General features: G+C 61.0%; 18 protein-coding genes and 4 pseudogenes. 10 read left to right on the top strand and 12 right to left on the bottom strand.

Translation table 11 applies throughout. The features are described from left to right. Positions 1 to 18 precede the first annotated feature (18 nt). On the top strand, positions 19 to 762 hold the full coding sequence (locus ACOPJ3_RS00500; RefSeq protein WP_427871242.1) for a DUF4113 domain-containing protein: 744 nt from the start codon (positions 19 to 21) through the stop codon (positions 760 to 762). Here the strand turns inward: ACOPJ3_RS00500 and ACOPJ3_RS00495 are convergent. From ACOPJ3_RS00495 to ACOPJ3_RS00465, 7 genes and pseudogenes are all read right to left on the bottom strand, one after another. Then, positions 742 to 1,122, bottom strand: a complete 381-nt coding sequence (locus ACOPJ3_RS00495) for a hypothetical protein (protein ID WP_360029283.1) — start codon at positions 1,120 to 1,122, stop codon at positions 742 to 744. The two genes, ACOPJ3_RS00500 and ACOPJ3_RS00495, sit on opposite strands and share 21 nt — an antisense overlap. A 7-nt stretch (positions 1,123 to 1,129) precedes the next feature. Beyond that, positions 1,130 to 1,486: a hypothetical protein gene (locus ACOPJ3_RS00490; RefSeq protein WP_360029284.1), complete on the bottom strand. Its 357-nt coding sequence runs from the start codon at positions 1,484 to 1,486 to the stop codon at positions 1,130 to 1,132. Between the two features lie 36 nt (positions 1,487 to 1,522). Further along, the gene (locus ACOPJ3_RS00485) at positions 1,523 to 1,732 is read right to left on the bottom strand and encodes a hypothetical protein (protein ID WP_360029285.1); all 210 of its coding nucleotides are present in this window, start codon (positions 1,730 to 1,732) and stop codon (positions 1,523 to 1,525) included. 196 nt (positions 1,733 to 1,928) lie between these two features. Then, positions 1,929 to 2,285 (bottom strand): annotated as a pseudogene (locus ACOPJ3_RS00480) (dihydropteroate synthase); the annotation flags it as partial. 420 nt (positions 2,286 to 2,705) lie between these two features. Further along, positions 2,706 to 3,590, bottom strand: a complete 885-nt coding sequence (locus ACOPJ3_RS00475; protein WP_360029310.1) for a zeta toxin family protein — start codon at positions 3,588 to 3,590, stop codon at positions 2,706 to 2,708. 170 nt (positions 3,591 to 3,760) lie between these two features. Further along, positions 3,761 to 4,228, bottom strand: coding sequence for a hypothetical protein (locus tag ACOPJ3_RS00470; RefSeq protein ID WP_360029311.1), 468 nt, complete (start codon positions 4,226 to 4,228; stop codon positions 3,761 to 3,763). Between the two features lie 51 nt (positions 4,229 to 4,279). After that, positions 4,280 to 4,840, bottom strand: coding sequence for a recombinase family protein (locus ACOPJ3_RS00465; protein ID WP_360029312.1), 561 nt, complete (start codon positions 4,838 to 4,840; stop codon positions 4,280 to 4,282). 182 nt (positions 4,841 to 5,022) lie between these two features. On the opposite strand from ACOPJ3_RS00465, the gene ACOPJ3_RS00460 reads away from it, so the two are divergent. From ACOPJ3_RS00460 to ACOPJ3_RS00450, 3 genes are read left to right on the top strand one after another with little or no spacing between them, the layout of a single operon-like run. Next, complete coding sequence (locus ACOPJ3_RS00460) at positions 5,023 to 5,550, top strand: TetR/AcrR family transcriptional regulator (RefSeq protein ID WP_427869880.1); 528 nt, start codon at positions 5,023 to 5,025, stop codon at positions 5,548 to 5,550. Next, entirely contained in the window at positions 5,547 to 5,906 is a 360-nt protein-coding gene (locus ACOPJ3_RS00455; protein ID WP_427869879.1) for a DMT family transporter, read from the top strand. The genes ACOPJ3_RS00460 and ACOPJ3_RS00455 overlap by 4 nt, the downstream gene beginning before the upstream one ends. After that, positions 5,906 to 6,223 carry a DMT family transporter gene (locus tag ACOPJ3_RS00450; protein WP_046746591.1) on the top strand — a complete coding sequence of 106 codons (318 nt, stop codon included), beginning with the start codon at positions 5,906 to 5,908 and terminating at the stop codon, positions 6,221 to 6,223. Before ACOPJ3_RS00455 ends, ACOPJ3_RS00450 begins: the two co-directional genes overlap by 1 nt. A gap of 23 nt (positions 6,224 to 6,246) precedes the next feature. On the opposite strand, the gene ACOPJ3_RS00445 is transcribed toward ACOPJ3_RS00450, so the two are convergent. Next, complete coding sequence (locus tag ACOPJ3_RS00445) at positions 6,247 to 6,579, bottom strand: hypothetical protein (protein ID WP_046746590.1); 333 nt, start codon at positions 6,577 to 6,579, stop codon at positions 6,247 to 6,249. 38 nt (positions 6,580 to 6,617) lie between these two features. Further along, on the bottom strand, positions 6,618 to 7,190 hold the full coding sequence (locus tag ACOPJ3_RS00440; RefSeq protein WP_427869878.1) for a GNAT family N-acetyltransferase: 573 nt from the start codon (positions 7,188 to 7,190) through the stop codon (positions 6,618 to 6,620). Positions 7,191 to 7,238: 48 nt separating this feature from the next. Between ACOPJ3_RS00440 and ACOPJ3_RS00435 the strand changes: the two genes are divergently transcribed. Next, on the top strand, positions 7,239 to 8,003 hold the full coding sequence (locus ACOPJ3_RS00435) for an IS6-like element IS6100 family transposase (protein ID WP_001389365.1): 765 nt from the start codon (positions 7,239 to 7,241) through the stop codon (positions 8,001 to 8,003). Positions 8,004 to 8,052: 49 nt separating this feature from the next. On the opposite strand, the pseudogene ACOPJ3_RS00430 reads toward ACOPJ3_RS00435, so the two are convergent. Beyond that, positions 8,053 to 8,334, bottom strand: a pseudogene (locus ACOPJ3_RS00430) (dihydrodipicolinate synthase family protein); the annotation flags it as partial. A 19-nt stretch (positions 8,335 to 8,353) separates the two neighbouring features. After that, positions 8,354 to 8,869, bottom strand: coding sequence for a dihydrofolate reductase (locus tag ACOPJ3_RS00425; RefSeq protein ID WP_427869877.1), 516 nt, complete (start codon positions 8,867 to 8,869; stop codon positions 8,354 to 8,356). 88 nt (positions 8,870 to 8,957) lie between these two features. On the opposite strand from ACOPJ3_RS00425, the gene ACOPJ3_RS00420 reads away from it, so the two are divergent. Beyond that, positions 8,958 to 9,722 carry an IS6-like element IS6100 family transposase gene (locus tag ACOPJ3_RS00420; protein ID WP_001389365.1) on the top strand — a complete coding sequence of 255 codons (765 nt, stop codon included), beginning with the start codon at positions 8,958 to 8,960 and terminating at the stop codon, positions 9,720 to 9,722. A 55-nt stretch (positions 9,723 to 9,777) separates the two neighbouring features. On the opposite strand, the pseudogene intI1 reads toward ACOPJ3_RS00420, so the two are convergent. Continuing rightward, positions 9,778 to 10,458: pseudogene (intI1, locus tag ACOPJ3_RS00415) on the bottom strand (class 1 integron integrase IntI1); the annotation flags it as partial. A gap of 160 nt (positions 10,459 to 10,618) precedes the next feature. Between intI1 and ACOPJ3_RS00410 the strand changes: the two are divergent. From ACOPJ3_RS00410 to ACOPJ3_RS00395, 4 genes and pseudogenes are all read left to right on the top strand, one after another. Next, entirely contained in the window at positions 10,619 to 11,173 is a 555-nt protein-coding gene (locus tag ACOPJ3_RS00410) for an aminoglycoside N-acetyltransferase AAC(6')-Ib' (RefSeq protein WP_014454105.1), read from the top strand. A 92-nt stretch (positions 11,174 to 11,265) separates the two neighbouring features. After that, positions 11,266 to 11,898 (top strand): type B-3 chloramphenicol O-acetyltransferase CatB8, encoded by a 633-nt coding sequence (locus ACOPJ3_RS00405; RefSeq protein ID WP_002075262.1) that lies wholly within the window; start codon positions 11,266 to 11,268, stop codon positions 11,896 to 11,898. Positions 11,899 to 11,955: 57 nt separating this feature from the next. After that, positions 11,956 to 12,794: pseudogene (aadA1, locus tag ACOPJ3_RS00400) on the top strand (ANT(3'')-Ia family aminoglycoside nucleotidyltransferase AadA1). A 116-nt stretch (positions 12,795 to 12,910) separates the two neighbouring features. Beyond that, positions 12,911 to 13,258, top strand: coding sequence for a quaternary ammonium compound efflux SMR transporter QacE delta 1 (locus tag ACOPJ3_RS00395; protein WP_000679427.1), 348 nt, complete (start codon positions 12,911 to 12,913; stop codon positions 13,256 to 13,258). Positions 13,259 to 13,267: the final 9 nt, after the last annotated feature.

Genomic DNA, 13,267 nt, shown 5'->3' with positions numbered 1-13,267 from the left:
AGCTGGCGGCGGCAGCTCATGCAGCGGCTCCCGGTGTCTGAGGTGTGGGGTATCGCTTCCCGCCTGGAACGGCGGTTAGCCGGCTACGGGGTGACGTCGGTGTGGGATCTTGCGACGGTGGATGCGGCGCAGATCCGCAAGTGGTTCAACGTCGTGATGCAGCGCACCGCGCTAGAGCTGCGCGGTGTCGCGGTGATCGGCCCAGAGGAGGATCGCACGGGCAAGAAGGATCAGCTCATCGTCTCGCGGTCGTTCTCTGAGAAGGTGACGACGGTATCGGGTATCCGGCAAGCACTGTCGGTCTATGCTCAACAGGCGGCGACGCGCCTGGTGAAGCACTCACAGGTTGCACGGTCGCTCACGGCGTTTGCCGGCACGAGCCATTGGCACGAGCAGAAGCACTATCCGAGTGCGCGCGTGCGGCTCCCGTTCCCGACTGCCGATCCCGTCGAGCTCACGCGCGCAGCTCACCAGCTCCTCCCCCAGATTCAGGACGGTACGCGCTACGCCCGTGCCGGCCTGATGCTCACCGATCTGCTGCCGGCCGACACACACCTATCGCTCGAGCTTTTCCGGGCGTCGCATGAGGACGCGAGTATCGCGACGCTCATTGATGCGGTGCAGAAGAAGACGGGCGGCCGCGAGGTGATCGGGCTCGGGTACGGCGGGCTCAGGCCGGGGCCGTCTTGGACGATGAAGCGGGGCATGCTCACACCGCGAGCGACGACGCACTGGGATGAGCTAGCGACCGTCCGCGCCTGAACGCTGCTGCGCTTCCTCGTACCACCGAATGCCACTGTTGATCGAGTGCGCCGAGCCGATCGCCCCGTATGCTTCCCCGAGCGCGATTGCAGCACTGTGCAGGAACGGCACGACGTTTTCGGGAGCGTACTTTTCCCCGTCGAGGCCGTTGTAGTGGGTGCCGTCGACGACGCCCTGGTGCCACTGTGCGAGCTGCTGGGAGACCTGCCGCAAGTGATCCACGGTGAGCCACAGCTCGGCAAGCAGGTTGTATGACTCGCTCGGGTTGGGAACGGTGCGCGTCGAGTGCGCGAGCGTGCGTGTCAGCGATTCGACTTCGCGTGCGATTTCGAGCTGTCGCGTTTCTTCGTTGATAGCCATTGGTCTGTCAATCCTTCGTTGTGGGGTCATAGCCGGCTTCTCTCAGGAGTCGCTGCGCGTCCTCGGCGACTTCTGGGCCGCGCAGTGCTGTGCCTGGTATCGACCTAAGTTCGCCGCGCTCCGCGCGCTCAGCCAGATCCTCATATTTCGTGTCCTCGGCCTCGGTGTACGGGGCGTAGAGGGTCGCGAATTGCTGGGGATCGTCGATGAGCAATGTGGTGATGCGCTGCACGGCTTCCTTGGTGAGCGGGAAACCGTCTTTGAGCACGTACCAGCACGCGCCGATGGCTTGTTCTCGCTGCTGCGTTGTGAGGGTTTCGAACAGCTCGGGCCAGCGTGCCTCGAAGTCGGTCTCGGTCTTCATCACGTCATCCTTTCGCGGCCCTCGGACAGTGGGCCGTTATTCGAGGGGGCGTCCTCGGGAGATGGAGCCGGGGTGCACGGGCTCGAACGGGGCTCCCCCGTTGAACTCGCGCTCTAGCTGTTCCACGTGCTGCATGATGATCTGGTTCTGCATGTCGGTGAGGGTCTGCCATCCGTACTTGTCGCGGCCTGCGTAGTACGCGGCGCGGATGCGGCCCTGCTGGTCTTCATCCGCGTAGTAGTTCATCTTGCGGCTTCCCTTTGAGGGCTGCGCCTTCGGCCGCGTGCGGGGCGCTGCGGGCGCTGCGGGTGCCTGGACTGCAGGAGCCTCGGCCGCTGGCTCTGGGGTCGGTGGTGCGGTTACTGGCGTGAGCCCAGCATGTCTGCGCCCACCTTCGCGGAACCTGACCAGGGTCCGCTAGCGGGCGGCCGGAAGGTGAATGCTAGGCATGATCTAACCCTCGGTCTCTGGCGTCGCGACTGCGAAATTTCGCGAGGGTTTCCGAGAAGGTGATTGCGCTTCGCAGATCTCCAGGCGCGTGGGTGCGGACGTAGTCAGCGCCATTGCCGATCGCGTGAAGTTCCGCCGCAAGGCTCGCTGGACCCAGATCCTTTACAGGAAGGCCAACGGTGGCGCCCAAGAAGGATTTCCGCGACACCGAGACCAATAGCGGAAGCCCCAACGCCGACTTCAGCTTTTGAAGGTTCGACAGCACGTGCAGCGATGTTTCCGGTGCGGGGCTCAAGAAAAATCCCATCCCCGGATCGAGGATGAGCCGGTCGGCAGCGAGCGCGTAACGTCCGCTGAGCGCGATGACGTGAAGGCGTATAACGCGGCCGTCAGTGCCGGTTGGAGCGCCGATGAGCTGCGCAAGATCGGCTTTGCAGAGCCCGATAAGAAGGCTCGCACGCGCAAGCGGGCACCGCGTAAGAACACGGCTCAGACTCCGACTCGTACCCCTGCTGTATCAACGACTGCTTCGGGTCTCGAATCTGATTTCAAGCTCTCCGACGATGCTGCATCGCCGCAGCCGGCGGGCGTCTAGCTCGTCACTTCCGGCAGGGGCTTTCCCCTCCCCCTGAGCCCGAGATACTGGCACAAGATAGCCACCTGTCAAGGGCGCTTCGCGTCACTATGTGATGCGGCTGCGCCGCACCCTTGACAGGTGGCTATCTTGTTCGAGGCGGCTTTTATCAGGGGAAGAGAAAAGAACGGTTGGTCATCGTTCGATGCCGTTTTCGGGTGCTCGTTCAGAACGCGGAACAGGCCGCTGTGCTTGTGCACCTGCGCTACGCGGTGCGGATCTATCGGGACTGAAACTGGCCGCGGATAGTCGGCTCACCGACTGCTCTGCTTCGAGCTTGCCGCCTGGCTTCGACCGCACCTGCGCGACCTCACGTGTGGGCTGTGCTTCGCGCCCTTCAATCAACGATGCTCGGTGCTCCTCGGCGCTGGTGTAGTGGCGCTCGTAGCGAATGACTCGCGGGCATGTCTGCGCGAGCTGGGCTGCCGCGTCCTGTGACTTCGAGCGCCCATGCTCGGTGTCAAACAGCGGCCGAGCGTATGCGCTCGGCACCCATCGTCCGCCGAGTGCGTCTGCTTTGCCGGCCTCGGCTTCCTGCATCGCGTGCTGCCACCGTTGCACGATTCGATCCTGCGATACCTCGAACGGCACCTCGACGTCGACGACCGTTACCTGGTAGCCAGCGTCCGCAAGATACGCGCCAAGCTCCACTGCTTTGTCTGGGTCGCTCAGCACCGTGTCGACGATGATGTTCGTTCCCTGGTCGATCATCTCTGTGCGCAGCGCGCGTGCAAGCATCGACGATTCTTCATGCACGAGTGAGGCAAGTTCAAGTGGATAGAACCGCTCCCCCTGCGCCTCTAAGTCGCGCACCTCTGGCGGTTTGATCCACTCCTCATAGCTGCCATCAGCCATCGCTTCGCGCAGTAGCAACTTCTTGAACTCGTCCGCGTCAATGTTCACGTAGTGGTCGCGATCCGCGCCGAGCACGGTGTCAGCGACTCGCCCTTTCCCGGCACCTGGCGGGCCGGCCAGCACGAGTGCTCGACCTTCATCTTTCGCGTTCGGAGACTGGCTCACTACCGCTGCCTTGATGCGCTCGTGCGTTGCCCGTCGTGCAGCTTTACGCGACCCGTTGGAGCGATACCAAGCGGGGTTTCGGGTAGTCGCGTGGGGACCGTCTTTGTCGAGTGGTCCGCCGGCAGTAGAGAGCGCTTGGACAACCTCGATATGCCGCTGCTCCTCTGGGGTCACGCGGCCGTCATCCGTGCTTCGATGCGATCGCCAATCTCGTCGTACAGCTCATCGTCGATCAGCCCACGGCTCAGCGCGCGGTCCAGATCATCGACCGAGCCCGCAACGTCCATCAGCAGATCATCGAACGCATCCTTGGTCTGGGCCCGCGGCACATACTCCCAACGTGACAGCTCATCGACGAGCTGCGCGCGGTCGATCAGACCGGCTGCGTACCGCTCGCAAATCTCGTAGGGATCTGCGCCCGAGAAGCCTTCACGAGGCATCGGGATTGTGGCGGCCCGCTGCAATACCTTCTGCACATTCGGCTGCGAAACCTTCACCAGATCGGCGATCGCCTTCTGACGCAATCCACGCTGTTTCAGCCGCAGCAGACTGCGCCGGTAGTCCAGCTCTCCAATGTTCCGCAAGTGCTGCGCCTTCCGTGCAGCGACCGCCTCGACGGGAATGTCTGTGATCGTCATAGTGTCCACCTCCGCTTCCAGTCTACCGAAAATATAACCATAGTTATACTGCTACTTTGCGAGCGCGCGCATGACGCTCGATGCACCGACTCCGAGCACGCGCCCGATGTGGGCATAGCTCAGGCTCTCTGCTCGCATCTTCCTTGCCTCCGCGATCCGCTCGGCCGTCATCACGGTTGGGCGGCCACCGACCCTCCCCTGGCTCCTGGCGTGCTCCAACCCAAGGCGCGTGTTCTCTCTGATCGTGTCGACGCGGAGCTGCGCGAAGACCACGACGATGCCATAGAGCGCCTTCCCCATCGGTGTAGTGGTGTCGATGGCGGGCTCAGTGAGACTCACGATGTTCAGGCCGCGGTCGTTCAGCTCGGACAGCACCTCGATCATCAGGCGCTCACTGCCGGCAAGTCGATCAAGCTTGCGTACCTTGATCGTGTCGCCGGGGCGCGCAGCTACGTCGATGAGCTTGCGCCACTCGGGGCGATCGGCGATGCGGCTCGATTCGCCGTGGTCGACGAACACGCGACTGCAGCCGGCCGCGCGCAGCTCGGCTTCCTGCGCGCCCGGATCTTGTTCTTTGCGCGAGACTCGCGCGTACCCAAATACTTCGGCCATGCCATAAACGGTACGCGCTCAGTATCGGTGTGATTCAGTTTCGGTGGGGGGTTTCGGTGCGCCGCTGTTCGGCGTGTCGCGCAGCTCGGCGACGTCGACGAGCTGCACCCCGAAAACGATCGTTTACGGCTGAGCCCGCAGCTAAGTTGACTTACCATACGTATGGTAGGTATATTTAGAGTGTGCCAACCAAAATCGAACTTCTCGATCACGCAGTTGAAGTCCTTCGCCGCGGCGATGCCCTCACCCTCGATGCAGTCGCTCGCGAGGCGGGGTTGACGAAGCCCGGGGTGGTCCACCATTTCGGCACGAAAGAAGTTCTCACTGTCGCAGTCGTGAACCGCATCATCGACCGCTGGGAAGCGGATCTGCATACTCGGGCCTCGACGGATGCCGAGCCGATCGACAAGCTGCGCGCGTACGTCGACTACGCACTCAATGGCGACTTCGACTCCAGCGATCTCGCCCTGCTCGCGGACGTGAACCTGCGGGAGCGGTTGTCTGCTCTGTGGGCGGAACGCCTCACCCCGTGGCTCAGCAGCGACATCGACACTGACCCGGCGAGCCGCGCATCACTTCGAGCCGCCCGCCTGCTGGCCGACGGCGCATGGTTCAACGCTGCTCTCGGCATCCCCACCGTCCGCGATGACGAACGATCCGTCCTGCGCGCGATCGCCCTGCAACTCGTGAATGAAGGAGACCCCCAGTGACCAACAAAGCCAGAGGCTGGCTGTTCCTCATCGGCGCGATCGCCGCAGAGGTCACCGGCTCACTATCCCTCAAGGGGGCGCTCGACGCACCCGCCCTCTATGCACTCGTCGCAGCCGGCTACATCGGCGCCTTCGTGTTCCTCAGCCTCGTGCTGCGCACCGGCATGGCCCTCGGCGTCGCATACGGCATCTGGGGAGCCTCCGGGGTCGCACTCACGGCGCTCCTCTCCCTCATCATCTTCGGCGAACCGCTCACGCTCTTGATGGGCATCGGCATCGTCGTCGTCATCGCCGGAGTGCTCTGCGTCGAACTCGGCGCGCAGGCCGGTCACAAGAAGAAGGCAGAGGTCGCGTGATGGTCTGGCTGTTCCTCATCGGCGCAATCATCTTCGAGGTCGTCGGCACGCTCTCCCTGCGTATGGCGGTCGACAAGAAGCGCTGGTACGTCGGCGTGGCCGTGGGCTACGTCCTCGCATTCACCATGCTCAGCCTCGCCCTCGCCGGCGGCATGGCGCTCGGCGTCGCCTACGGCATCTGGGCCGCATCCGGCGTCGCGCTCACGGCCATCCTCAGCAAGTTCCTGTTCAAAGAGCCCTTCACCTGGCTGATGGGCCTCGGCATCGTCCTCATCGTCGGTGGCGTTCTCTGCATTGAACTCGGAGCCGTCCACTGACCCGGCGATCGTTTACAGCGGGGCTACCAAACGTCGGTCGGGTCAGAGATTCGCTGACATGCTCCCTGCCATACCCAGCACCGCAGCTTGTCGCCGTCGATCGTCACCTGGACGCCCACGGCGTCAGCCGTCCAACGTTTCACCTGGACGACGCACCGGACGTTCGTATCCCCGAACTGGAGCCAGGCGTGACCCCATATCGTCATCTGCTCGGGAACGATGGTGAGCGGCTGCGCATGCAATCGAAGCTGGAGGGAATCGAGGGTGCGCAGCGGCCCGCGCTTGCGCGCCTCGCGCAGCTCTCGCTCTTCGCCCCTCTGCGCCGGCAGATGCGGGTAGCGCTTGTTCGTTCCCACTGAGACATCGTTACGGGAACATCAGACGTCGAGCGTGGCTACTTCGCCTCGGGCGTCCCGCAGTTGGGGCATAGGAGGTAGCCGCCGTCCTCGTCGACGAACTCGAACACGTCGCGGCACCGCGCGCAGTTGATCTTGCCCTGGTGCATTCGCCATGCGTCGACGTAAAACCATGTTCCGTCAATGCCCGGGTAATGGCTCAGCTCGCTGTTGGTGGGACGCCGTGCGGGGAGTCCCGTGTTGTGACCGACAACGGTCGCGCCGGACCTGCGGTAGAAGTCCGCGCTATTGTTCCGGTCGTCCACGAACCCATCGAGGTAGCGGCCACCATGAGGAAGAGCCCAGTACGCGGCCTCTGAAAGCAGCTCTCGGCCGATACCGGACCCGCGGGCCTCAGGCAGCACGAAGAGGGCGGCGAGGATTCGGTGTGTTGTCGCGAACTGCCGCGCGGCGTCGGGCTCTTTCGATATCAGCTCGTCGGACACGAACGGCTCGACCACGGCGCCGCCCAGCATCATCCCCCGGTCATCACTCGCACCGATGATGATGCTCGGCTCAGGGTGGGTGTCGTCTCCGAAGATCCTCCGGAGCTGCGCCGGGCTCTGTTGCAAAAATCGTGAAGCTTGAGCATGCTTGGCGGAGATTGGACGGACGGAACGATGACGGATTTCAAGTGGCGCCATTTCCAGGGTGATGTGATCCTGTGGGCGGTGCGCTGGTATTGTCGCTATCCGATCAGCTATCGCGACCTTGAGGAAATGCTGGCGGAACGCGGCATTTCGGTCGACCATACGACGATCTATCGCTGGGTCCAGTGCTACGCCCCGGAGATGGAGAAGCGGCTGCGCTGGTTCTGGCGGCGTGGCTTTGATCCGAGCTGGCGCCTGGATGAAACCTACGTCAAGGTGCGGGGCAAGTGGACCTACCTGTACCGGGCAGTCGACAAGCGGGGCGACACGATCGATTTCTACCTGTCGCCGACCCGCAGCGCCAAGGCAGCGAAGCGGTTCCTGGGCAAGGCCCTGCGAGGCCTGAAGCACTGGGAAAAGCCTGCCACGCTCAATACCGACAAAGCGCCGAGCTATGGTGCAGCGATCACCGAATTGAAGCGCGAAGGAAAGCTGGACCGGGAGACGGCCCACCGGCAGGTGAAGTATCTCAATAACGTGATCGAGGCCGATCACGGAAAGCTCAAGATACTGATCAAGCCGGTGCGCGGTTTCAAATCGATCCCCACGGCCTATGCCACGATCAAGGGATTCGAAGTCATGCGAGCCCTGCGCAAAGGACAGGCTCGCCCCTGGTGCCTGCAGCCCGGCATCAGGGGCGAGGTGCGCCTTGTGGAGAGAGCTTTTGGCATTGGGCCCTCGGCGCTGACGGAGGCCATGGGCATGCTCAACCACCATTTCGCAGCAGCCGCCTGATCGGCGCAGAGCGACAGCCTACCTCTGACTGCCGCCAATCTTTGCAACAGAGCCCGATGGCGTGCGCGGTCTCGTTCGACCCGCCGCCCGTGATGACCTTCGCGCGGCCGCCCGACACCGACTTCGCGACCTCGACGAGCTTGATCTTCTCGGCGTCGGTCAGCGTCGACGTCTCGCCCGTCGTGCCGGTGACCACGATGCCGTCGACCCCGCCGGTGACGAGGTGGTCGATGTGCTTCTCTGCGGCGTCCCAATCGACCTCGCCGTCGGCGTGGAAAGGCGTGACCACGGCTACCAGCACCTGGCCGAAGGGGTTCTCTTGTGCGCTCACCCCTCTAGGCTACCCGACTTCACCGCTCCCAGCGCTCGGAGCGGAAGCCCACCCCCGACTGCGACACGCGAGCGTCGCCGGCGTCGACGAGGCGCCACTCGGGCCCGATCTCGGGCGCGAACGTGTCGGCGCCCGGCACGTCGACCTCGAGCCGCGTCACGACGAGCTCGTCTGCCACGGGCATCGCTGCCCGGTAGAGCTCGCCGCCGCCCATGATCCACACCGGCGCGGGCGCGGCCCGATCCCCCGCGTGCCGCTCGGCCGCCGCGAGCGCCGCGTCGAGCGAGCCGACGACCTCGGCCCCCTCGGCCGCGTAGTCGGCGTCGCGCGTCACGACGATGTTCGCGCGACCCGCGAGCGGCCTGAAGCGCTCGGGCAGCGACTCCCAGGTGCGGCGCCCCATCACCACGGGCGCGCCCTGCGTCATGCGCTTGAAGTGCGCCAGATCTTCGGGCACGTGCCACGGCATCTCGCCGCCCCGCCCGATCGCCCCGTCGCGCGCCTGCGCCCAGATCATGCCGATTCTCAGAGTCATAGCGGCTCCCACCCTACCCCTCTAGACGGCTCTGTTGCAAAAATCGTGAAGCTTGAGCATGCTTGGCGGAGATTGGACGGACGGAACGATGACGGATTTCAAGTGGCGCCATTTCCAGGGTGATGTGATCCTGTGGGCGGTGCGCTGGTATTGTCGCTATCCGATCAGCTATCGCGACCTTGAGGAAATGCTGGCGGAACGCGGCATTTCGGTCGACCATACGACGATCTATCGCTGGGTCCAGTGCTACGCCCCGGAGATGGAGAAGCGGCTGCGCTGGTTCTGGCGGCGTGGCTTTGATCCGAGCTGGCGCCTGGATGAAACCTACGTCAAGGTGCGGGGCAAGTGGACCTACCTGTACCGGGCAGTCGACAAGCGGGGCGACACGATCGATTTCTACCTGTCGCCGACCCGCAGCGCCAAGGCAGCGAAGCGGTTCCTGGGCAAGGCCCTGCGAGGCCTGAAGCACTGGGAAAAGCCTGCCACGCTCAATACCGACAAAGCGCCGAGCTATGGTGCAGCGATCACCGAATTGAAGCGCGAAGGAAAGCTGGACCGGGAGACGGCCCACCGGCAGGTGAAGTATCTCAATAACGTGATCGAGGCCGATCACGGAAAGCTCAAGATACTGATCAAGCCGGTGCGCGGTTTCAAATCGATCCCCACGGCCTATGCCACGATCAAGGGATTCGAAGTCATGCGAGCCCTGCGCAAAGGACAGGCTCGCCCCTGGTGCCTGCAGCCCGGCATCAGGGGCGAGGTGCGCCTTGTGGAGAGAGCTTTTGGCATTGGGCCCTCGGCGCTGACGGAGGCCATGGGCATGCTCAACCACCATTTCGCAGCAGCCGCCTGATCGGCGCAGAGCGACAGCCTACCTCTGACTGCCGCCAATCTTTGCAACAGAGCCGCCAGGAATGCCCGGCGCGCGGATACTTCCGCTCAAGGGCGTCGGGAAGCGCAACGCCGCTGCGGCCCTCGGCCTGGTCCTTCAGCCACCATGCCCGTGCACGCGACAGCTGCTCGCGCAGGCTGGGTGCCAAGCTCTCGGGTAACATCAAGGCCCGATCCTTGGAGCCCTTGCCCTCCCGCACGATGATCGTGCCGTGATCGAAATCCAGATCCTTGACCCGCAGTTGCAAACCCTCACTGATCCGCATGCCCGTTCCATACAGAAGCTGGGCGAACAAACGATGCTCGCCTTCCAGAAAACCGAGGATGCGAACCACTTCATCCGGGGTCAGCACCACCGGCAAGCGCCGCGACGGCCGAGGTCTTCCGATCTCCTGAAGCCAGGGCAGATCCGTGCACAGCACCTTGCCGTAGAAGAACAGCAAGGCCGCCAATGCCTGACGATGCGTGGAGACCGAAACCTTGCGCTCGTTCGCCAGCCAGGACAGAAATGCCTCGACTTCGCTGCTGCCCAAGGTTGCCGGGTGACGCACACCGTGGAAACGGATGAAGGCACGAACCCAGTTGACATAAGCCTGTTCGGTTCGTAAACTGTAATGCAAGTAGCGTATGCGCTCACGCAACTGGTCCAGAACCTTGACCGAACGCAGCGGTGGTAACGGCGCAGTGGCGGTTTTCATGGCTTGTTATGACTGTTTTTTTGTACAGTCTATGCCTCGGGCATCCAAGCAGCAAGCGCGTTACGCCGTGGGTCGATGTTTGATGTTATGGAGCAGCAACGATGTTACGCAGCAGGGCAGTCGCCCTAAAACAAAGTTAGGCATCACAAAGTACAGCATCGTGACCAACAGCAACGATTCCGTCACACTGCGCCTCATGACTGAGCATGACCTTGCGATGCTCTATGAGTGGCTAAATCGATCTCATATCGTCGAGTGGTGGGGCGGAGAAGAAGCACGCCCGACACTTGCTGACGTACAGGAACAGTACTTGCCAAGCGTTTTAGCGCAAGAGTCCGTCACTCCATACATTGCAATGCTGAATGGAGAGCCGATTGGGTATGCCCAGTCGTACGTTGCTCTTGGAAGCGGGGACGGATGGTGGGAAGAAGAAACCGATCCAGGAGTACGCGGAATAGACCAGTCACTGGCGAATGCATCACAACTGGGCAAAGGCTTGGGAACCAAGCTGGTTCGAGCTCTGGTTGAGTTGCTGTTCAATGATCCCGAGGTCACCAAGATCCAAACGGACCCGTCGCCGAGCAACTTGCGAGCGATCCGATGCTACGAGAAAGCGGGGTTTGAGAGGCAAGGTACCGTAACCACCCCAGATGGTCCAGCCGTGTACATGGTTCAAACACGCCAGGCATTCGAGCGAACACGCAGTGTTGCCTAACCCTTCCATCGAGGGGGACGTCCAAGGGCTGGCGCCCTTGGCCGCCCCTCATGTCAAACGTTAGACGGCAAGAAAAGGTTCCACGAACTCTGATGAAAAACTACTTTAACAGCCCTTTCAAAGGGGAACTTCTTTCTGAGCAAGTGAAAAATCCAAATATCAGAGTAGGCCGGTATAGCTATTACTCTGGCTACTATCACGGGCACTCATTTGATGAATGCGCGCGATACTTGCTTCCAGATCGTGATGACGTTGATAAATTGATCATTGGCAGCTTTTGTTCTATAGGAAGCGGGGCTTCCTTCATCATGGCTGGCAATCAGGGGCATCGGCATGACTGGGCATCATCCTTCCCCTTCTTCTATATGCAAGAGGAGCCTGCTTTCTCAAGAGCACTCGACGCCTTCCAAAGAGCAGGTGATACCGTCATTGGCAATGATGTCTGGATAGGCTCGGAGGCAATGATTATGCCTGGCATCAAAATTGGAGACGGTGCCGTGATAGGTAGTCGCTCGTTGGTGACAAAAGATGTAGAGCCTTATGCCATCATCGGGGGAAATCCCGCAAAGCAAATTAAGAAGCGCTTCTCCGATGAGGAAATCTCATTGCTCATGGAGATGGAGTGGTGGAACTGGCCACTAGATAAAATTAAGACAGCAATGCCTCTGCTGTGCTCGTCAAATATTTTTGGTCTGCATAAGTATTGGCGCGAGTTTGCCGTCTAACAATTCATTCAAGCCGACGCCGCTTCGCGGCACGGCTTAATTCTGGCGTTAAACATCATGAGGGAAGCGGTGATCGCCGAAGTATCGACTCAACTATCAGAGGTAGTTGGCGTCATCGAGCGCCATCTCGAACCGACGTTGCTGGCCGTACATTTGTACGGCTCCGCAGTGGATGGCGGCCTGAAGCCACACAGTGATATTGATTTGCTGGTTACGGTGACCGTAAGGCTTGATGAAACAACGCGGCGAGCTTTGATCAACGACCTTTTGGAAACTTCGGCTTCCCCTGGAGAGAGCGAGATTCTCCGCGCTGTAGAAGTCACCATTGTTGTGCACGACGACATCATTCCGTGGCGTTATCCAGCTAAGCGCGAACTGCAATTTGGAGAATGGCAGCGCAATGACATTCTTGCAGGTATCTTCGAGCCAGCCACGATCGACATTGATCTGGCTATCTTGCTGACAAAAGCAAGAGAACATAGCGTTGCCTTGGTAGGTCCAGCGGCGGAGGAACTCTTTGATCCGGTTCCTGAACAGGATCTATTTGAGGCGCTAAATGAAACCTTAACGCTATGGAACTCGCCGCCCGACTGGGCTGGCGATGAGCGAAATGTAGTGCTTACGTTGTCCCGCATTTGGTACAGCGCAGTAACCGGCAAAATCGCGCCGAAGGATGTCGCTGCCGACTGGGCAATGGAGCGCCTGCCGGCCCAGTATCAGCCCGTCATACTTGAAGCTAGACAGGCTTATCTTGGACAAGAAGAAGATCGCTTGGCCTCCCGCGCAGATCAGTTGGAAGAATTTGTTCACTACGTGAAAGGCGAGATCACCAAGGTAGTCGGCAAATAATGTCTAACAATTCGTTCAAGCCGACGCCGCTTCGCGGCGCGGCTTAACTCAAGCGTTAGATGCACTAAGCACATAATTGCTCACAGCCAAACTATCAGGTCAAGTCTGCTTTTATTATTTTTAAGCGTGCATAATAAGCCCTACACAAATTGGGAGATATATCATGAAAGGCTGGCTTTTTCTTGTTATCGCAATAGTTGGCGAAGTAATCGCAACATCCGCATTAAAATCTAGCGAGGGCTTTACTAAGCTTGCCCCTTCCGCCGTTGTCATAATCGGTTATGGCATCGCATTTTATTTTCTTTCTCTGGTTCTGAAATCCATCCCTGTCGGTGTTGCTTATGCAGTCTGGTCGGGACTCGGCGTCGTCATAATTACAGCCATTGCCTGGTTGCTTCATGGGCAAAAGCTTGATGCGTGGGGCTTTGTAGGTATGGGGCTCATAATTGCTGCCTTTTTGCTCGCCCGATCCCCATCGTGGAAGTCGCTGCGGAGGCCGACGCCATGGTGACGGTGTTCG

Source organism: Leucobacter luti (assembly GCF_050310065.1).
In the GTDB taxonomy this organism is placed as follows: Bacteria; Actinomycetota; Actinomycetes; order Actinomycetales; family Microbacteriaceae; genus Leucobacter; species Leucobacter luti_B.
This window is presented reverse-complemented; position numbering and strand designations above follow the sequence as displayed.